Source organism: Pedobacter alluvionis, from assembly GCF_003664035.1.
Taxonomy (GTDB): Bacteria; Bacteroidota; Bacteroidia; order Sphingobacteriales; family Sphingobacteriaceae; genus Pedobacter; species Pedobacter alluvionis.
Genome location: NZ_RCCK01000014.1, coordinates 614941 through 636719, shown reverse-complemented (window position 1 = coordinate 636719; position 21779 = coordinate 614941). Strand labels below are relative to the sequence as shown.

The 21779-nt window shown below is 38.9% G+C and carries 14 protein-coding genes; 4 read left to right on the top strand and 10 right to left on the bottom strand.

Annotation, left to right across the window (positions count from 1 at the left end):
* Positions 1-16 precede the first annotated feature (16 nt).
* The 9 genes from BCL90_RS22040 to BCL90_RS22000 all read right to left on the bottom strand — a co-directional run bounded on the left by BCL90_RS22040 (position 17) and on the right by BCL90_RS22000 (position 13348).
* The gene (locus BCL90_RS22040) at positions 17-1306 is read right to left on the bottom strand and encodes a bifunctional folylpolyglutamate synthase/dihydrofolate synthase (RefSeq protein ID WP_121287263.1); all 1290 of its coding nucleotides are present in this window, start codon (positions 1304-1306) and stop codon (positions 17-19) included.
* Between the two features lie 338 nt (positions 1307-1644).
* A complete protein-coding gene (locus tag BCL90_RS22035) occupies positions 1645-2481 on the bottom strand; it encodes an energy transducer TonB (protein WP_116253336.1) in 837 nt (278 codons plus the stop codon).
* Positions 2481-2882, bottom strand: a complete 402-nt coding sequence (locus tag BCL90_RS22030) for an ExbD/TolR family protein (RefSeq protein ID WP_121287261.1) — start codon at positions 2880-2882, stop codon at positions 2481-2483. The genes BCL90_RS22035 and BCL90_RS22030 overlap by 1 nt, the downstream gene beginning before the upstream one ends.
* The gene (locus BCL90_RS22025; protein ID WP_121287259.1) at positions 2882-3586 is read right to left on the bottom strand and encodes a MotA/TolQ/ExbB proton channel family protein; all 705 of its coding nucleotides are present in this window, start codon (positions 3584-3586) and stop codon (positions 2882-2884) included. Before BCL90_RS22025 ends, BCL90_RS22030 begins: the two co-directional genes overlap by 1 nt.
* Positions 3586-5469, bottom strand: coding sequence for an HU domain-containing protein (locus tag BCL90_RS22020; RefSeq protein WP_121287257.1), 1884 nt, complete (start codon positions 5467-5469; stop codon positions 3586-3588). The genes BCL90_RS22025 and BCL90_RS22020 overlap by 1 nt, the downstream gene beginning before the upstream one ends.
* Positions 5470-5834: 365 nt before the next feature.
* On the bottom strand, positions 5835-6800 hold the full coding sequence (locus BCL90_RS22015; protein ID WP_121287255.1) for an endo-beta-N-acetylglucosaminidase H: 966 nt from the start codon (positions 6798-6800) through the stop codon (positions 5835-5837).
* Between the two features lie 291 nt (positions 6801-7091).
* Complete coding sequence (locus tag BCL90_RS22010) at positions 7092-8732, bottom strand: SusD/RagB family nutrient-binding outer membrane lipoprotein (protein ID WP_121287253.1); 1641 nt, start codon at positions 8730-8732, stop codon at positions 7092-7094.
* 11 nt (positions 8733-8743) lie between these two features.
* The gene (locus tag BCL90_RS22005) at positions 8744-11854 is read right to left on the bottom strand and encodes a SusC/RagA family TonB-linked outer membrane protein (protein ID WP_121287344.1); all 3111 of its coding nucleotides are present in this window, start codon (positions 11852-11854) and stop codon (positions 8744-8746) included.
* A 603-nt stretch (positions 11855-12457) separates the two neighbouring features.
* Entirely contained in the window at positions 12458-13348 is an 891-nt protein-coding gene (locus tag BCL90_RS22000; protein WP_121287252.1) for an ROK family protein, read from the bottom strand.
* A 151-nt stretch (positions 13349-13499) separates the two neighbouring features.
* Between BCL90_RS22000 and BCL90_RS21995 the strand changes: the two genes are divergently transcribed.
* Genes BCL90_RS21995 through BCL90_RS21980 form a run of 4 tightly spaced genes read left to right on the top strand, consistent with a single transcriptional unit; the run spans position 13500 to position 19936 of the window.
* Positions 13500-14150: an RNA polymerase sigma-70 factor gene (locus BCL90_RS21995; protein WP_166792237.1), complete on the top strand. Its 651-nt coding sequence runs from the start codon at positions 13500-13502 to the stop codon at positions 14148-14150.
* Positions 14151-14186: 36 nt separating this feature from the next.
* A complete protein-coding gene (locus tag BCL90_RS21990; RefSeq protein WP_121287248.1) occupies positions 14187-15200 on the top strand; it encodes a FecR family protein in 1014 nt (337 codons plus the stop codon).
* Between the two features lie 33 nt (positions 15201-15233).
* Positions 15234-18332, top strand: coding sequence for a SusC/RagA family TonB-linked outer membrane protein (locus tag BCL90_RS21985; protein ID WP_121287246.1), 3099 nt, complete (start codon positions 15234-15236; stop codon positions 18330-18332).
* 8 nt (positions 18333-18340) lie between these two features.
* Positions 18341-19936 (top strand): SusD/RagB family nutrient-binding outer membrane lipoprotein, encoded by a 1596-nt coding sequence (locus BCL90_RS21980; RefSeq protein WP_121287342.1) that lies wholly within the window; start codon positions 18341-18343, stop codon positions 19934-19936.
* Between the two features lie 69 nt (positions 19937-20005).
* On the opposite strand, the gene BCL90_RS21975 is transcribed toward BCL90_RS21980, so the two are convergent.
* A complete protein-coding gene (locus tag BCL90_RS21975; protein ID WP_121287244.1) occupies positions 20006-20503 on the bottom strand; it encodes a hypothetical protein in 498 nt (165 codons plus the stop codon).
* Positions 20504-21779 lie beyond the last annotated feature (1276 nt).

Here is a 21779-nt window from a genome sequence, read left to right as displayed (position 1 = left end):
AGTTTATGTAAAGATTTTATATCGCTTCGGCCACTACAAATGTACTTCCACCTATAAAAATAAGGTCTTTTGTACCGGCTGCCTGAATGGCAGTTGCTTTTGCTTCGGCAACTGACGCATAACTGTTTCCGTTTAAGTTAAATGCTGCCGCCTGTTCTTTTAAGGCATTTGCGGCTAAACCGCGTTCTAAATCGGGTTTGCAGAAATAATAAATGGCATTTTTTGGCATCAGAGACAACACTTTCGAAATATCCTTATCGTTTACCATACCGAAAACAATATGTAATTTCTCATAAGGTGTTTGCGCGATATTTTTAATTACTTCTCTAATCCCAGCTTCGTTATGCCCGGTATCGCAGATTACCAATGGGTTTTTACCCAAAGTTTGCCAACGGCCCTGTAAACCGGTTTGTTTTTTTACCTGGCTTATTCCTTTATAAATACTTTCCTGATCGGTTTTAATTTCTGCTTTCTCATTCAGTACAGCTAGTGTTTCTAAAACGGTTAGGATGTTTTTATGCTGATAAACACCGGTAAGGTCGCTTTGAAGATCTTTGTATTTGATTTTACCATCCTGATAAACGGATAAGGAAAGTTTACTGTTTTTTATTTTAAAATCTTGGGCAGTTAACACTGAATCCGCAAAAACAATAGGGGCATTCTCAGCTATGGCTTTTTTAATGAAAACCGGTCCCGATTCTTCCTGGGTTTCGCCAATTATTACTGGGATATTTTTTTTAATGATCCCTGCCTTTTCACCTGCAATTTCTGCCAGTGTATTGCCCAGCATATTTATATGGTCGAGGCTGATGTTGGTGATGACCGAAATTTGTGGTGTAATGATATTAGTAGAATCTAATCTTCCGCCCAAACCCACTTCGATTACGGCTACATCTACCTCATTTTTTGCAAAATAATCGAATGCCATGGCAACCGTTACCTCGAAAAAAGAAGGCTCAGTTTTTTCTATCAATTTTTGTTGATCTTTTACGAACGATGCCACTTCAGTCTTGCTCATCATTTTTCCGTTTATTCGGATGCGTTCGCGGAAATCTTTTAAGTGGGGAGAGGTGTAAAGCCCCGTTTTGTATCCCTGTGCCTGCAATACTGAGGCTAACATGTGTGATGTAGATCCTTTTCCATTGGTACCTGCCACATGGATACTTTTAAATTTATCCTGCGGATTATCCAAAGCCTCACAAAGAATAATGGTATTGGTTAAATCTTTTTTGAAAGCGGAGACGCCAACGCGGGTAAACATCGGGAGTTTACTGTATAAAAAATCAAGCGTTTGTTGGTAGTTCATAATATGCGTCAAATATAAGTTGACTGGCGTTATTATGAAATGAATTGTGAATATTTCTTCTGAAGCTTAAAGAACTGTGTGTTGGAAAACTTTGGGAGTCTTTAATGTATTTTGGAGGTCTGTAGGGATACAGGCCATGGAGTAGGAGTGCAGTCAGATGTTACCATCTGACTTGTGATTAGTTTATGATAGATATATAATTAATTGTTGACAAATTCAATCCAGCTTGTGAACAAATCTTCTGTCAGATCGTAATATCTGACAGAACAATAATTTGACAGTATTAACAAAAAAGGTCTGTGAAGACACAGACCTTGGTTTTTTATAATATTTAAAATTTATTTCACTTTGAAGTTAAACATTACAATTCCGGTTTGTACATCGGGTGCTGATTCCAGTTTATTTAAACTCGCACCTAATACGGCCTGCTCACATTTTCTCCAGAGAGCTAAATCAGATAGTGTAGTGCCTTTTGCTCCGGCACGGGCCTGAACCACTTTACCATTTTTATCAACCCGGATTTGAACGGCAATTTTTCCTGCACTTTGCCCGTCATCCTGTATCCTTGGGATATCGATAAATTTTCTGCTGGCCAATGATAATTGTACATTACCATTTCCGGAACCACCTTCTCCATAATTAGAAGCCAATGGATCGCCATCTTTATCGCCTTGGTTACCTGGCGTTTTTCCGGTGCCGTCTCCTTGCCCCTGACCAGTATTTTTTTTGCCTTTGTAAAGTGCGTTTTGGTTAATTACCGGTTTAGCCGGCTTGTCTTCAGTTACCGGAGTTGGTGCTGCTTTAGTCGGTTTTGTAGGTTTAGTATTTACGGCAATAGCATCTTCCGTATTTTGTGTCTGCACTTCTTTATCGCTACTTTCGGTAGAGGTAGTTGGCGTAACTTTTTCTTCTGGCGTAACTTTTTCTGGTGGTTTACCGTTTGCATTTGGATCAGCCGATGGCTCTTCAATGCTGGTATAATCATCGCCCATTCCTTCTGCTGAAGTACCATAATTTACAACCATACCGCCCATACCCACTTCTTCTGGTGGCTGGAAAGAACCAATCACTATAAAAAAGCTGATCAATAATAAAAATCCCATAATTCCACTTGCTATAGCAATGGCTTTAGGGTAATTATTTTCTTCGTTAGGTATTTGTGCTTTGTAGTTCATTATTTTTTAGGCTCAACGGCTACAACAAGTTTTAATTTTAATTTGTTGGCAATATCGTTTACCACAAATCCTTCCTGATATGTCACATTGCGCGATACATATAAAAGAATGGTCATATCTGGTGCTAATTTTTGGTATGATGCCAACGTAGGCTCTAATTCATCAATACTAACCGGTTTCTTTTCAACGAAATATTTAAGGTTTTCATCTATTGTAACCGTAACTGCTTTCTTGGCGGTAGATTGCTGTCCGCTTGAAGATTGTGGTAACAATAGTTTAACTACTGTAGGATTAACCACGGCAGAGGCCAGTAAGAAAAACAGCATCAGGAAGAACATAATATCGTTCAACGCTGAAGTATGTACTTCTACCGATCCTTTTGTTCTTTTGCGTAAGTTCATTATTTGCCTGGTTCTTCTAATAAATCAATAAAATCAATTGCATCGGTTTCCATTTTAAGAATGATTTTTTCAACCATAATGTTTAAAATGTGGTACAGTACATAAGCGATGATACCAATAATTAATCCGGTTGCTGAAGTAATCATTTTGGTATATAAACCACCAGAGATAGTACCGATTTCAATCGCACCTTTTATTGATACTTGGTGGAAAATGGTAATTACCCCCACAATTGTACCTACGAAACCAAGCATAGGTGCAATACCTGCAACAATACCCAATATACTGATGTTCTTCTCTAATTTAGAAACCTCTAATTTACCAACGTTTTCAATCGCGCCTTCAATATCTTTAATTGGGCGACCAATGCGTTTTAAACCTTTTTGCAACATCCGCGAAAGGGGAGAGTTATTATTTCTTAACAGCGACATTGCGCCTTCTAAATTTCCAGATTGGATATAAGACCTGATCTGTACAATGAGGTTAGCCTCATCTTTAGTGGCTTTTTTGATGGTTAAATAGCGTTCAACAAAAATAATCAAGGCTAAAAAAGCAAGAAAAGCCAAGGGAATCATTACCCAACCGCCTTTAAAAAGCAGATCGATAAAATGTAGTTCTGGCTGTGGTTGTGTTACTGCTTGGTTAACCGCATTTGCTGTGTCTTGTAATGCTTGTGTGGTGTCCTGAATTAATAAAGTGATCATTATGGTTGTGTGTTGTTAGATTTTTGTTGTACGAAATAGCCTTTTCCTTTTAGTTTTTTCTGTAAAATATCTTTCTGTTCTTTAGCTTCTTTTTCAGTTGTAAAACTCGCTATGCTTACCTTTTTTAAACGACCAGGTACTTTTGCGATTTCGGCACTCAAACCGATTTTTTCCATTTGCTTAATAAATACAAGTGCTTTTTTCTCGGATTGAAAGGACGCTGCAATAACATAAAACGTAGAAGGACCAGTGTTTGGTACAATTTTATTTTCTTTTGGTGTTTCTACAGTAGGATTGGCTACAGGTTTTGATGCTGTTTTTTTAACCGTATCTGCTTTTTTCTGAACCTGATTGGCCTTTAAAATGCTATCTGTTTTGGCTGTTGAATCCTGTTTTGCTTTTAAGGTATCAACAGCAACCTTTGGCGAATCGACAATTACTTGTGCTGGTTTTATTGCTTCAGTACTTTTGCCTGTAAATAATTCTGGCTTAACCAAAAAGGTTATCGCTGCAATAACAGCTAAAGCTAAAACTGCAATTGTAATCATCAACCAGGTAGACATACCTTGGCGCGCTTCATTCCCATGTTCAATTGGGTCATGGCCAAAACGGTTAGGATGCTCTGCATGTTGCTCTTTTATAAACGCCGGAGCCTCAATTACAGGTTCTTCATTTTTAGCCTCGTCTTCTAAATTGATGTATGTTTTTGGTTCCTCCGGTTCTGATCTAAGCGAGAAGCGGCTTGGACGTTCGCTTTCTGAGACAACTGTTTCTGGTAATTCTATTGATTTGGCATCTGTAGATAATGAAGTATTTTCTGTGGACTTTACTTCTTCTTGTGTATCGTCATGCTCTGGTGTTTCTATCGCATCTTGTTCAGCAGCAGTATTTTCTACCTCCGATTCTGGTGTATGGCCAAAACGGTTAGGGTTTTCTTCGTGTTGTGTTACAACCGATTCTGGTATTGCTACTTCTTCAATAGTATTTGCTACTTCCTCTTGCGTTTCAGCAGATACAGGTGTTTCTATAGCATGTTGTTCTGCAGCAATATTTTCTAACTCCGATTCTGGCGTATGACCAAAACGGTTAGGGTGTTCTTCGTGTTGTGTTACAACCGATTCTGATATTGCTACTTCTTCAATAGTATTTGCTACTTCCTCTTGTGTTTCAGCAGATTCAGGTGTTTCTATTGCATGTTGTTCAGCAGCTATGTTTTCTACCTCCGATTCTGGTGTATGGCCAAAACGGTTTGGATGCTCTTCGTGTTGTTCCTTTATAAATTCTGGTGCTTCAACAACCTCTTCCGAATGTTTTAAAGTATTTTTAAGATCATCTTTAACTTCATCAAGTTCTATATTCTCAATAACAGGAGGCTGATAAGACTTGTTTTCGAAAGGAGAAGGGGCAACGGGTGCTTCGGCAATTTCGTCGAAAACTTCTTCCTCTTGTTGAGGTAAACCAGGTTTTGTTTCCTCAATTACGGTTTCTACCAATGATGGAAGTCCATAAAATTCAGAACCATAGTTCATGTTTTTTACCGGTTCGAAACTTATTCCTTGTTCAGTAAAAAATAAGCGGCCGGTATTTTCAAGTTCGGCTTCGTGGTTTAATTCTAATTTTTGATTTACTTCTTCAACAAACTGTTCGATATAGTATTCGGCAGTATCATTGGAGATATTTCTTTTAGCAGCAATAAAATCAGCTAAGGCTGCTTCTTCAGTTAAATTAGTAGTAAACTGCAGGGTATATCCAGGAGGTAAAAACGTGTGTTTTTCCTTATCATATCTTCCCGGGTATTTCTTTTTATAAAAGGTGCCCAAGCCGGTAATACCAACTTCTTTGCGTTGCTGCAAAAGTTCTAACAGGTATGATAAGATATCCATTCGGGTAAAATTAAGCGTTTAAAATTAAAAATTATATTCTACCTTCAAATAGTGTCTATTGATGTTTTTACACATCATATTCCAAAAAGGGGACAAATACGGGTACAGTTTTGTTATTCCAATCGTGAAAAAAATCACAATCTTTAAACTTATAGCTGTATCCGTGCAAAGATAACGGTTACAAAGATAGAAATGGTATGTTAGTAAGCAAATCGCTAAATCGATATAATACCGAATGGCGTGGTATGCAACAGGATGGGGAATAAAAAAAGCAGGACAGCTTATGCCGTCCTACTGGTTATATTTATGGCGATTACTGATTATTAAATTATATCTCTTAAAGTACAGGTTTTATGATTTATCTGTTAAGGTGTGTATGTAGTGGTTTTGCCACCATATAAGTTGCTTGATATGCTTGATAAATAAGTATGCACATCGCTGTTGGGTAAATTATAGTAAAGGTAAATGCCATAACCATTATTAACGGTTTGTGTAGCTAAAGATGCTGCTGTAGATGAACTGGTAGCCTGAATATCTATTGCTGCAGGACCAAGATTTGCTTTGGCCAATCCGGGTATATTTGGAACGGAATAACTTCCGTAGATGGCATTCCAGCTATAGTTTACTTTAGATCCTACGGTAACGCCGTTATATGATAATCTTGATGCTGCCGGGCCATAGAAGTAAAATGAAATGATTTTGTTCGGCAGTAATGATCTCAATGCGGTTACGAGGTATACAAATGAACTGGAATTTGGCTGGCCGGTACCGTTATTACCATATTCTGCATATTCATCATCAAAATCAATACCATCAAGCCCATAAGTATTAACGGCATTTGCCAATTGCTGCGCAAAGGCCTGTGCCGAGGCTTGAGAGGTGAAATTACAAAAGCCTGCACCCTGGTGGTTACCCAAAATGGAAAGCAGCACTTTTATACCCTTATCTTGTAAAGGTTTAATGTAAGTTGTTTTATTATTCAAAACATTGGAAACATTTGTGTTGAAGAATAATTCAGCTTTTTGAGTTGAGGTATTGTAATTGATGTTGGCAGCAAAAATAATCGCAATGTCGAACAGCTGTTGCCCTGTAGAAAGTTTATACTTTCCTACGTTTCGGATATCGGCATTGTTAACTTCTACATAACATACACCTTTTGGACCAGTAACACCGATTGCCGACGGAGATGCGGTTGATTCTTTTTTAGCCGGACCAGTTAAGGTTTCGTCCTGGGTAATGTCTTTTTTCTTACAGCCGCTAATAGAAACGGTTAAAAAGAATGCAAGGGCTAATGCCACATTTTTGCATGTTAACGATTTGGTAGTTGTCATAATTTTTATTTTAAATTGGTTAGAAATTGATTGTAATCGCTACAAACAGGTTTATTCAGAGAGATATTATATTTATTGATGTTCACCCTATAAATCAGGGATTAGAAGGATGGATGGGTTTGCTTTTTCAGAGAGATCAACTTGCTCTAAAAGCATAAGTAAGGGGAATTGAGTTTACAGCAATACGCTGAAAAGGGTAAGTTTTCTCATAGGTTTAAAAATTTTTGGTTAGAATTGGTTTGATATAAAAAAGGTAGGATAACTTTCGTCATCCTACCTGGTATTTGTGTGTTAAAAATTTGCTTTGTTAACGTCCCACCATAATCTGGTGCCGCCGTTGTCTGGTCCGCCAAGCAAGGTTACTGCTTTACGCACCTCATCCTTATTTCCATTGCCGTATTCTGCTGTTGGGTATGGTAATCTGCGAATCTGTAATTGCGTATTGATTGTACCACCGCTATTATTGTTGGCTACTGTAAACAATTTTGGATAACCAGTTCTGCGGAAATCAGCCCATGCCTCAGCTCCGTCAGGAAAAATAGCCAACCATTTTTGTGTAATAATGCGTTCTAATTTTACTTCGTTAGATGCAGTTCCATCCCATTTAACAGTAATGGTACTTACTGCAGCCGCATTGTTAGCCGGGTTTTTCGGATCTACATAGTCAGTTGGTTTACTTGTTGCATCAGCTAAATAATTGCCAATATTGGCATTCCATTGTTGCATTGATGTAGTGATACCAGTTTCATAATTGGTCTGTGCATCTCCGGCACCTGTCCAGCCGCGTAAAGCTGCTTCGGCTTTTAAAAACCAAACCTCGGCAGCCGTCATTAATATTTGCGGTGCCTTTTGCCCGATTGGTGCTTTTGAGTTATCTGGAGTAGAAGAATTTAAACTCGAATAGGTTTTGTAACCCGCTTTGCCCAAACCATTAAAAGAAGTATTGGCTCCTGATCTGATGCCTACAAACTTTCCTGCAAAAAGAGGATCGGTAGCTGGCGTACAGTATATTGATAAGCGGGGATCAGCATAACCAACCATGTATGATTGTAATGCTGCGCCCATGGCGTTATCTCCATCGTAATTTACAGTTACATTCCAAAGGTCGTTATTTCTGTTTCCCGATTGGGCAACCGCTGCGTTATCACTTGGCACAGTCATCAATCCACCTGAAGCAGCCATTGCTTTTTCTGCCTGCAACTTTGCTGTAGCCGGATCAACTTTAACAATGCGCATGGCCAAACGTAACCTTAACGAATTGGCTAATTTAAGCCATTTTGCAACATCTCCACCATAAACCAGATCGCCGGTATCGTAATAGGCTTTTTTACCTGGATTTGCTGTGATAAAAGCTTGCAGATTATTTGCTGCTGTATCAATCTGTTTGAAAAATTCGTTATAAACAGTTTTCTGGTCATCGTAAGGTTGGGAAATCAACGATTTACCTGCTTGCGTATACGGAATCGGGCCAAATTTATCGGTTACCCTATCCATTGCAATTACCTGTACCAAAAGTGATATACCCCACGATTCAGGCGCAGTTGTTTTTAAAGGTGATATGGCAATTTTAGAAATTGGTGCCATTACATTGGTATACTGGTCGTTAAAACCGGTTTCATTCCAGCCGTTATTAAGCGAATAGTTCATGTTGTTGATACCACCGCCAAATGGTGTTGGAGGCATCATGTAACCACTAAATGCATCAGAACTTAAATTTTGAGCAATCTGGTAGTTGGAAAATATATTTTGCTGAATAGGCCCGATTGCTGATCGCAATAAAGCTAAACTCTGTTCTGTAGTTGGTAAATTATCGTTGGTGTTAAAACTTTCAAAGTTCTTCTTACAGCCCTGGTTTAAACCTGCAGCGGCTAAAAGTAAAACCAAAGACAAGCCTTTAATTTTATGTTGAGATAAATGATATATCGATTTCATGTTTGTTCGGATTAAAATAAAACATTAAGGTTAAAACCAAAACTTCTGGTAACTGGTTGGTTAAAAACGTCTATTCCTGATAAACCATTACCAGTAGACATGGTTACCTCTGGATCGTAAGGTGCTTTTTTATAGAAGTAAAACAAGTTTCTACCAATTAGCGAAAGGCGCATGCTTTTAAATGTTCCTTTTAAAGGTAAGTTGTAACCTATTGAAGCTTCGCGCAGGCGCACCACGGTAGCACTATAAACATATTCGCCGGTTACACCATTTCTATCACCTAAGAAAGAATAATAGCTTTGTGGATTAATGGTAGCCGAAACTGCTTTTCCGCTGGCATCTACACCATCAATTTTAACACCGCCTTGTGCTCTTGCATCGCCTGATACTTTTGAGGCACCAGCCTGATCCATTAATGCTTCGGTTAGTGAAAGTACCTTACCGCCAAACTTACCATCTACCAGGAAGCTTAAGCTGAAGTCTTTATAGTTAAAACTGTTATTCCAACCCAATTGAAATTTAGGGTTTGCATTTGCAATCAGACTATAATCTCCACTTTTAACCGGAAAATAAGGGTTTGCAGCTGTTCCATCACCACTTAATATGATACGGCCATTAGCATCTCTTTGCAAAGTATAGCCATAAATGTCGCCATACGATCCACCTGCTGCAATACGCGAGATATATGCATTATTACCACCACCTGTTAAATCTATCGAATTTAAACCTTGTGAAGCGGCTACATCAATAATTTTGTTTCTGTTTAGTGATCCGTTTATACCTGTATTCCAGTTCAGACCATCGCCTTTTAATACATCAGCTCCTAAAGTAAACTGTATACCCTGATTTTGAACATCGCCTGCATTTAGGTATCCTGTACCCACAAGTCCTGGAGGTGCCGGTTTAACAGGAATGTATTGATTTTTGGTGTTTGTTTTATAATAGGTAAAGCTAAAGTTTAAGCGGTTGGCCAGAAAACGCATGTCTGTTCCAATCTCGAAAGATTTTGTTCTCTCTGGTTTTAACTCAGCAAATGCCCTGTTAGTGTTAATGTTAAGTGCACCACCATTACCCAAAGTATTTTGGACAAAGGTTAAGTAAGGCGGCACTGCATTACCCACTTCGGCATAAGTACCTCTTATTTTGGCATAAGTAATGGCCTCTGGCAGTTTAGCCATTTGAGATACAATAAATGACAAACCTACCGATGGATAGAAATAGGAAATATTTGGTGTAAATGCAAGGTTCGAAGACCAGTCGTTTCTACCTGTTAAAGTTAAGAACGCCCAATCTTTATATGATAAATTCGCATTTGCAAATACGGCTTGTAACTGGCTGTGGAAAGCATCATTTGCTTTAGTTGTGTTTAATATATCCGAAGTATAAGTGCCGGCATTTGCTACAATGGTATTATTCGGTGTAAATAAATCAACCGCACTTAAATCGCCTGCTAAAGATAATCCCGTTGTTTTCTGATCGTTAATGCTACCACCAATTAATCCGTTGATCTTAAAGTCTGATCCTTTTAATGGCACGGTTACATTTAATATCGCATCAGCATATTTTTGGATAAAAGTTTGCGTATTCTGCGATAAGTATCCTTTGCCATTTGAGTTAAAGTTTCCGTTGATACCAGAATAGCGTCTGTTTTCGAAATCATCAGTAGTACGGTCTATATTTCCCCTTACCTGAAGGTTTAGCCAGGGTGTAAATTCATATTTCACATTTCCACTTAATAAAAAGCGGTTTCTGATGGCTGTGTTTGGATTTAGGTTGGTTAAAAACCATGGGTTCTGGTTAATATCTGCAGAGCCACCTAACCAATTCTGACGGGCAGTACCTACATTGCCTGCAAGCAGATAATTGTCTTTATAAGGTGTGATATCAACTCCTCTTGGAAAAAGATAAAGACCAACCAAAGGGTTGTTATACAATCCAATTGATGGGCTATTGTTGATGCGTTGGTTAATATAATTCACATTTCCATCAACAGTTAATTTGTTGTTTAGAAACTTGGCGGTTTCACGCAGATTAATATTATGCCTGTTTAATTTATTACCTTCCTGTATGCCACTTGCATAAGTATTGGCATAAGAAAAATAAGTTTGGGCAATTTCAGATCCGCCAGAAAAATTGATTGAATTGGTTGCGTTTGTTCCAGTCTGGAAAAACTGATCAAGGTTATCAGTGGTGTTACTGATAGGACCTCCCCAGCTGTCTCTAGTGGTAGTAGATGCAGGGCCATAACTGTTTTGAAATTCGGGTTTGTAAGCTATTTTATCAAAAGTTAAACTCGACGAAAAACCGATCTGTGTTTTACCTGCTTTACCTTGTTTAGTGGTAATTAAAATTACACCATTCTGTGCCTGGCTACCATAAAGTGCTGCTGCAGATGCACCTTCCAGCACGGTTAAACTTTCAATATCATCGGGGTTTAAATTCGATATCCCATCGCCACCGTCCTGGCCGCCACCAAAAATACTGTTCTGTTGTGCATTGGCATTACCGTTATTGCTGATAGGAACCCCATCAATTACATATAAAGGCTGGTTATTGCCGCTTACCGAACGGCTTCCCCTTAAAATTACCTTGGCCGAACCACCAACACCCGAAGAACTCGGACTGATCGTCATGCCGGCAACTTTACCATTTAATGAATTTACCAGGTTGGGGCTTTTCACTTTATTCAGTTCTTCGCCAGATACCTGCTGGGTAGTATAAGTTAAAGATTTTTCTGATCTTTTTATCCCCAATGCCGTTACCACTACGGTTTCGAGGTTTTTAGAATCTGGAGTTAACGATATATCAAGGGTGCTTTGTGTACCAACGGTTACTTCTTTGCTTTGGTAACCGATAAACGAGAACACCAAAATATCACCTGTTTTAGCCGCAATGCTATATTGGCCAGAAGTATTAGTCTGTGTTCCACCTTGTGCACCTTTAATGGTAATGGTAACGCCGGGTACCGGATTACCGGTTTCGTCTTTTACCGTTCCTTTAATTACATCCTGATAAACGGAATGATAAGAAACTGCACGTTTAGAATGATCTGCTGGTGTAGCTGCATACAGACCTGCCGATGCATAAAGCAATAAGCATGTGAGCTGTAGAGATTTTTTCATATTCATTATGAATAATTTTGAATAAGTATTTGGTTAATTGTTTGCCGCCTTCCGGATTTCCGTCCGGACTGTTTTATAGATAAGAGTATTTTGCTTACACAAATTGCCTACAAGCAAATTGAAATATTTTAAAATATTTTTTCTTGAAGTGTTTGCTGCATCTTTTAGATTTCTCCATTTCGATATCATTGACTGATTAAATTGCCCTGAGTTAATCCATAGCAGTGCAGTAGAAGACGCTTAAACTAAATCGAAAATATTATTCATAATAACAGTGTTTTTTGGAAATGAATGTCAGTATTCCATAGGTACTGTTGTCCTGCCATCCGCTTTATCACGATGAAGAATCGTGATGCTCGCTGCTGTCAGGTTTATTGAACAGCGGTTTGTTTTCAAGGCACAAAACTTTGTACATAAACCCTATTGCAATGAATCCCGACGTTAAGTCGGGAGTAATGAGTGGGAGTGTAGTTGCCAAAAGCTCAGAAACATCCATTTCCTAATCACCAATCAAAATACGGCTGTGGGAATACTCAATAATACGGTTACTTTTTATAATTAATTACCTCTGGCTTGCGGTGTAATATGTAATCAAAATCAAATTCATTCTGTTAGGTTAGCAGCGCCTACTGCCCAACAACCCGCAGCACCAACCAATGCTGCATCTTCATTCAGCCTGGATATATGAATAGGTGTATTGATCCCTTGCGATTCGAGGTATTTAATCACATTGGGTACAAAACGGCTGGAAGCATTGGCAATGTTACCGCCAATCACAATTGCCTCTACTACGTGATCTTGTTGAAGATCTTTAAGGAAAAGGCCAAGATTATGGCTAAATTCTGTAAATATTTTCCGCACCGTCTGGTTCTCCTCATAAAGCAAGGTCAGTTCGCGAACGTTTAGGATATTTAAGCCTGTGAGTTCATAATAACGCTTTAAAAACCAACGGGTAGAAAGGTAATCTTCTGCTATACCATTCAAAAAAGAAGAGCACCAAAGGTTGGCATCGGTAATTTTTCCTTCTTTACACACGGCACTTCCGAGTCCGGTACCCAGGGTAATGCCAACCAGGTTTTGGTAGGCTCGTGCTTCGCCTGCAAACACCTCTCCGGCTAAAAAGCAGGCAGCATCGTTGCTCATTAAAATCTGATCGCTGTTAATCTGCAGTTCGCTGGCCAGCATTTCTTTTACATTCAGGCCATAAAATGCAGCATATTTGTCATTGCCAGCAATGTAAGAGATACCGTTATCATAATCGAAAGGCCCTGGCATAGCAATGCCTAAACAGCCAATTTGAATATCTACCTTTTTGTAAGATGCTTTAATTACACTGCACCAGGTGTGGATAATCTGTTTTGTTGAGCCATGAGAGTCTACACGCTCACGTGTAAAGGAATTTTTAAGGATATTGCGCTGCTGCATATCTATTACCGCCGCTGTAATGTGCGAGCCGCCGATATCAATGCCCAGTACATATTTGTTTTTATTCATTGTTTTCTGCTTCAATAGATCTATAATTGGTTTGTGTCTTATTGTGGTACCTAATGAAGAGTCTTTTTTTTGTTAAATTGCCTACAGCAGGAAGATTTTTTTATGAAATATTTTTTATTACCTTACATTTGATTCAATCAAACTAACCAAGTTGAAAGCAACTAAGCCAGATCTAGTCGTTTTATGGAATAAGATTTGCCTTGAGGATGATATAAAATCTTTTGAGCAACTTTACCGCTTTCTATACAGCAGGTTAATCAAATTTTCTATTTATTATGTGAATGATAAACAGGTTGCTGAAGATCTTGTAGCCGAAATATTTGTGAAATGCTGGGAAAACCGGTCGACAAGTACTCCTGTTTTAAATCCCGAAAGTTATTTTTTTATTGCAGTAAAAAATCAATCGCTCAAATACCTTAAAAAAAATTCTTCCATTACGTTTATCGATTTAGTTGATGAAGAGGGTAATATTTCGGTGTCAACTCATACACCAGAATACATTCTCGAAACTAAAGAACTGCATCAACAACTCGACCATGCCATTGCAAGTTTGGCGCCACAGGCAGCTACTGTTTTCAGGTTAATAAAAGAAAGCGGAATGAAGTATAAAGAAGTGGCAGAACTGTTGAATATCTCGCCCAGAACTGTGCAAACGCAATTATTCAGGGCTATTGCGAAGCTCCGTTTGGTATTACAGCCTTTAAACGATAAGGGGCCCGATGGAAAAAAACTTGGAAAAATGACCTCCCTGATTATCTTAGCGGGTACTTTATCTTTTTTTATTTTTTGTAGGCAATTTTAACAGAAAAAGGAACATACAATAAAGGCACGGAAAAAAATGACAGATCAAAGATTTACAGAATTGCTTGGGAAACAATTGGCCGGTGAAATTTCGCCGGATGAATCTATTGAACTGAAATCTGTTTTAGCTGGCAGTGCATCGCATAGAAAGGAGTATGAACTGTTACAAACTTATTTTAATGGTGGAACGGTTGAAGATGAAAATATTGACCAGGTTTTTGATCGGATCAAAGCTCAAATTACAATTCCGGGAGAACCGGGTTTAACAGTTGTCAAAAATAAACCTTATAGTGTCTGGCTAAAAATTGCGGCGGTTGTAGCCATTATTATCGCTGGTGCACTGGTATACAATAGAGAAGCGATTTTCTTCAAAAAAACAGGTCAGCTGGAATTAACACAGGCGCTAACCAAAGCCGCAGAAGTAAAAACCATTGTACTGGCCGATGGCTCTACTGTAAAAATGAATTCGGGGAGTAGTTTAAAATACCCGGAACATTTTACTGCAGCTACCAGGGATGTTTACTTATCGGGTGAGGCATTTTTTGATGTAAAAAAAGATCCTCAACATCCTTTTATTGTCCATACCGAACAATTAGCCGTAAAAGTACTGGGTACCGCATTTGATGTTAAAGCTTACCCGAACGATACTTTCACCGAAACCACCTTAATCAGGGGAAAGGTGTCTATTTCCCTTCAAAATAATATCAAACAAACTTTTATCTTAAAGCCAAATGATAAATTCACATTGGCTGGTGATAAAGCAAGCATGAGCCAACTCAGCTATTTTAATGGCACCGGAACTGAGCGTATTTTGGAAACGGCATGGACAAACCACGAGCTTATTTACAAAAACAATAGTTTTGAGGAAATTGCTAAACTTTTTGAGCGTTGGTATGGTATCAAAATAGCCTTTAAAACACCTGAACTTAAAGCGGTGAGGTTTACTGGGCATGTTGATAAAGAAACACTCGCGGAAGCATTAGAGGTGCTAAAACTGATCGAAAACTTCAATTATTCGGTAAATGGCAAAAATGTGTATATCTACCGTTAGCACATAATACTTTAGCCATGTATATTTGTTGCAATGAATTTTGTGCAGCGGATTATATTGTTAATTGGATTGATTTTTCCGCTATGTGCCCCTGCGCAAACTAAAGTTACCTTAAATTTCAACGGGGCAAATTTTGAGCAGGTTGTGGAAGCTATACAGCAGCAAACTGTTTATCATTTCGCCTACAGCGAATCTAAAATTCCTAAACATCAGGTATCCATCAAGGTAGAAGAAGAGGACGCTGTAAAAGTAATTGATCAACTTCTGCTTAACAGTGGTTACACCTATTCCTTGCTGCCCAATCATCTCATTGTAATTAGAAAAAATGCCGGAGGGATGGAAACAGATAGTGTTCGTTTTTTAAAAGAAGTGGTCATTACTGCTTTGGGCATTGAAAAAGATAATGATAAAGTAGGTTATGCCCTTACCACTATTAAAGGCTCATCTATTACCAAAGCAAGAGAAAGTAATCTGATAATGGCACTGCAGGGGAGGGTAGCCGGACTAAATATTACAGATGTAAACGGTGGCCCTGGGTCTGCTGCGCGTGTGCTCATTAGGGGTGTTTCGAGTATGACTGCCGCCTCTCCATTGTTTGTCGTAAATGGTGTACCCATTGATAATAGCATCAGGGGAAGTGCTAACGAGTATGGTGGTGCCGACTATGGTGATGGGATCAGTAATATTAATCCAGACGATATTGAAACAATAACCATATTAAAAGGTTCGGCAGCTTCAGCTTTATATGGGGCGAGGGCCGCCAATGGTGTGATCCTGATTAACCTTAAAAGTGGAGGAGAAAATACTAAAGCTAAATTTGAATACAATACCAACCTGGCTTTCGATGTTCCTGTTAACTCAACCGATTTTCAATATTTATACGGGCAAGGGACTCAGAACAAACGTCCTGCCGATTTGTATAATGCCATTTCAACAGGTTTGTTAAGCTGGGGAGAAATGATGGATGGCAAATTAACTCCTCAGGTAGATGGTTCTATGCGACCTTACGCTCCCGTCAAAAATAACATCCAGACTTTTTACCGTATTGCTCCGGCATTTACCAATACACTTTCACTTGTTGGCGGAAATACAAAGAATAACTATCGGGTTTCGGTTTCCAATTTAGATTACAATTCTATTTTAAGCAATGGCGCACTAAACCGTAAAACGTTAAATTTTTATGGCACAGTAGCTTTAAGCCCTAAAATATCGCTGAGTTTAACGGGCAATTATATTTACGAATGGAATAAAAACAAGAGTTATTTAAGTGATGGTCCATTAAATCCTAATTATGGAATTTCTGCCCTGGCTACCAGTCTGGATCAATCGATTCTGGCACCCGGTTTTGATGCGGAAACAGGTTTCGAAAGTCGCTGGAATGCCGATGAATACAAAACCAATCCATATTTTTTGATGAATAAACAAGCTGATCATGCCAGCCGCAACCGCTATATTTCATCCGCAGTGCTGAAGTATCAACTGGCCAGTTGGGCATCTGTTCAGGGAAGAATTGGTTACGATTCGAGTAAGGATGAATTGGTAAGCATTTTGCCTACCGGAATTGCTTTTTCTATCAACCGGCAGGGCGGTATAAATGCCTACGATCAGAACCTTACCTCTGAATTGAATAGCGATATCCTGTTCAGTGCCACCAGGAATCTTAGCGATAAATTAAATCTCGAACTTTCTATGGGCGCAAATTACCGTGAAAGAAAAGGTAATAGCGAAAAGTTAAAAGGCTCACAATTTAAGGTACCTTACTTATATACTCCCGAAAATCTGATTACCAGTACCAAAACATTAGCTATCTCTAGAATCGTAACAGAATCTGCTTATTACACAGCTGACCTGAGTTATCAGCATTTTCTTAATTTCTCAGTTACGGGTCGGTACGATATCTATTCAACCTTGCCTGCTAATAACCGTGGGATTTTTGTGCCAGGGGTATCGGGCAGTTTTATTTTTTCAGATCTGTTGAAATTAAAAGCTCTGAATTTTGGTAAACTGCGCGTTGATTTTGCCAAAACCAGCGGCGAACCTATCGTTCCTTATACCACACAAATTTATTATACAATAGATGATCAGGTGAATGGTATTCCTGTTGGCAGCTTTTCCAGCGATTTACCCAACTACAATTTAAAACCCTTCACCTTAAACGAAATAGAAGCTGGTCTCGACCTTAAGTTTTTTAACAGCCGGTTGGATATTGATTTCACTTATTTTAATCGCGTTACCCACAACGAAATTATCAATGCAAAACAATCTGTTACTACTGGTTTTACCTCGGCTTACGTTAATCTTGGTGAAACCCGTAATGCGGGAATAGAACTGGCTTTAGGCTACACACCAATCCTCACCACCACCAGCAAATGGCAGGTTAACCTTAATCTTACTAAGGTGAAAAATACACTACTCTCCATTGATGGCAATAGCAATTATACGCTGACAGGTACTTATAGGCCATTAAACGCCAATACTGCATTGGTAGTTGGTAAACCGATTACCCAGGTTATGGCTTATGATTATTTGCGCGATGCCGGTGGCAATATTATCATTGGATCCGATGGCATCCCTAAACGGGGTAATTTTATTCCAATGGGTGGTACTATGCCTACTTTGTACGGTGGTATAACCAATAGTTTTAATTATAAACAGTTTAGTTTTTCTTTTTTGATCGATTATCGCTTCGGCAATAAAATCCTATCCGCAACAGAATATTATAGCTACGTGCTTGGCTTAAATAAGGCAACTTTGGTGGGTAGAGAAACCGGTATTGTAGCCGATGGGGTATTGGAAAATGGTCAAAAAAATACAATTAACGTTCCTGCTTATGCCTATTACCCTGAACTGGCCACCAATATTTCTGCGTTAGCGGTACTCAATGGTAGTTTTGTTAAACTCAGACAGGCCACATTGGGCTATACTTTTAACAATATTTTTTTAAAAAGGACACCTTTTAGCAGTATTGGGATTGATTTAGTGGCCCGAAACCTATTTACTTTACTTAAATATAGTAAGAATATCGATCCCGAGTCGCAGTTTTCGCCCACACTAGGTTATGCTGGTATAGAAGGAGCTTCATTGCCTGCAACGCGTACTTTTGGGGTTAATTTTAATTTTAAATTCAAATAACGATGGCGATGAGAAAGTGGTGTGTTTTGGGTATTTTTTTTCTGGCTTTAATGGGCAGCTGTTCTAAAGCAAAGTTGGATGAAATCAATACCGATCCAACCAAACTTACTGAAAGTAATTACGATCCCAATAGCCTCCTTGCCCAGGCGCAGTTAAAATATGCTAATTTGGGGTACTATCAGCTTTTGTACCAAAGTACCATGATGCAATTGCTTGCCTCAACTTATTATTATTACAATAATGGAGATAAATACATCAATGTGGGCAGTTTTACCGATTATCAGGGGCGTATTTTTGACGAAGGATATAAGGATGCTTCATCCATCAGAGAGATGCAACGACTGGCCAGATTGAAAGATCCTGTAGCGTATAAAAACCTGATTGCCATTGGCGATATCATGTTCGTGCTGGTTTTACAAAGAATTACCGATACCTATGGTGACGTACCTTATACGGAGGCAGTTAAAGCCATGCAGGGTGTTAAATACCCTGTTTACGATCGGCAGGAAGATATTTACAACCAAATGCTGAACGATCTTGATGCCGCTACAGCACAACTGGATATTGAAAAACCAAGACCTACTGCCGATCTTTTTTATAAGGGAGATGTTGCAAAATGGAAGAAGTTTGGCTACTCGTTAATGTTGAGGGTTGCCATGCGCTTAACCAAGGTAGATCCAGACAAAGCCAGGCACTGGACAGAGAAGGTTGCTGATAAAACATTTACAGACATCAATGACAACGCGATCCTGTTAACCGATGCCTCCTCATTTAACAGCCAGAACGGAACATCACTTGCTTTGAGGACCTTTTCTGATTACCTGGAAGTACGCTGGAGTAAAACCTTAATCGATCAGTTAAGGAATACTAACGACCCCAGGTTGAGCGTGATCGGTGAAGTGCCAAAAGATGGATTGACTAAAAATTCCGATCAAAACCTAAACGGAAATACCGACGCAGCAGTTCAGTTGGGAATGCCTAATGGGTTTGATCTGCAGGGTGGGGCAACTGATATCAGTCATTCGCCAAACTATCCGGGCGGTACAGGCAGCGGAAGTGATTTTGCGCCGCTTGGGAAATACTCCAGACCACGTACCGCAGTATATCTTAAGTTAGGCGGCCCGATTTTTATTCTAAGTTACGCCGAAACTGAATTTTTACTTGCCGAAGCTAAAGTGAGGGGCTGGAATATTAATGGTACGGCAAAACTACATTATACTAACGGATTAACCGGAGCTATACAGTCACTTGCCCAATTAGATCCATCCGCAACGGTTGACGCCAACAAGATTACTGCATTTGTTAGTCAAAACCCACTTGATGAAAGTAGCATGCAAAATGCATTAGCTTCAATCAATACACAGTATTGGGTGGCCACGGGTACCAATTTCAATTTTATAGAAGCCTGGTTAAATTGGAAAAGAAGCGATTACCCTAAACTTATTCCGATAAACTACAAGGGTAACGTTACCAATGGCACTATTCCCCGCCGAATGATCTACCTATCAACCGAAGTGCTGAACAACCCCCAGAATTATAAAGATGCTGTGGCAAGAATAGCTGGTGGCGATGTGCTTACCGCCAGGGTGTGGTGGGATAAGTAATCAACCGGAGGTAAGTCAAATAAAGATGTTTTGCAAGATAAGTGCTTTTTATAGCTGAAGCAGATCGCGTTAAAACTCATACATATTATTTGCCCGTAAGTTTTCGATTGCTATTTCGGCATCAGTCAGTAGCGGCTGTTGTTTTCGCGTTTCTTCTTCAATTGCGATTAATGGCTTATGTCCGTATTGATTAAAAAATGATCTGGTATGCGTTTGATAATCCCTTAAAAAATCAGTTAAGGAAGTTATATCTGCATTATAGCCTTCACTTTCGAAGTTAAACTGACAAGAACTTTTGTAAGAGATAAATATATCCTCTCCCTCTTCAAATGAAATAGCAACACTATACTTGCCGGGGCCGGTGTGGGTAATAATTTCCTTATTATTGGTACTCCCTACATGATAAATAATCTCGAAAGAGATGTACATTATATTTAAAACCCCTACTTTCTCGCCGGTAATTTCAAATCCGGATGAATAGCCCCAATTTGTTTGGCTTTCTGTCAAATGTTCACCGTTATAAATGTACTCATTTACGCTGATCGGCTGCGCATTAAATATTTTCATAGAAACTTATTTTAAAAGGATTGATTTTGTCGTTTGGTGAAGCCATAAGCATAAAAAGCATTTTCCTTATAATTTATTTAACCACCAGAGCACAAGGATACATCTCCCGAATATAAAAAATCCCATCGAAAATATCCACACAGCAGAATTGGTAGTATTTCAACTTCTTTAATTATGTATAGATTGATCGCTTCTGTGGTTGGAATCAGTTTGTTTTTGCTATAAATTACAGGCGGCATCACTATTCACATTAAACAATTTGATATCAATGGCTGCTACCAATGGCTAACGCCATACATTGTAAGCAATAGTTTGGGCTCTTTTAAACAGACTAATCAGGTTTTTAGGATTGGGATAGGATATAGGTTTAAGTGAAAAATAATCTTTTCAAAATAGCATCATTGCAGAGAAAGCTTTTTCAGGCAATGTCATTAAGTTAAGCACGGCGGTCGTCAGTCTGATGGGTTTATTTTATAAAAAACAATATGAGTGACGTACAATCGTTTCCCTTGTCCTACGGCGCGGTCTTGCCTCGGCTCGCCGCCGCCAAATGGCTCTTTCTTTTTGGCATCAAAAAGAAACAAAAAATGCCGGCTGAAAATTTATTCATTTGTTGTTTATAAATTAAGCTGCATTCATGAGGGCTTCGCCGTTTTCTTTCGAAGCTAGTAGGTTGGATTAGGCAGTGCAACCCGAAAAATTTGTTAGGCCGGATTTAAGCAGAACGGGGATATCGTGCTATGGCCTAGCTGGGCGGAAATACTAAAGTAATTAAAGTGCTAATTAATAATAGTTTTTAAATAACGTCAATGGTAGCGTAGTCGAAGACTTCTTGAGATTGATAAATCGCAAATAAATGCCCTTCGACTGACAGATTTAAAAAATCGCCGTCATTTCGACTGAAGCGCAGCGAAATGGAGAAATCTTTTAAAATAGTTCAAAGATTTCTCCATTGCGGTCGAAATGACGCCCTTGTATATCTGTCATCAGCCCTCCGATGTATTTGAAAAATTCTAACCTGTACCATTGACAAGACCTCCAATATAAAAATCGTCATTGCGAGGCACGAAGATAACCGAACGATTGAGCTCATGAATGCCTTTAAAAGCAACTGGAAAAATGAATAATCTTAATGCGCACGCTGGTAGCGATCGTTGTAAGATTACTTCCCCGAAAATCGGGGCAGGCTGTCGGCTGAAAAAGCCTTCTCGCAATGATGATACGGTCGAAATGATTATCTGATTATATCTGTTATTCCAAATACTTTGTTTTTGAA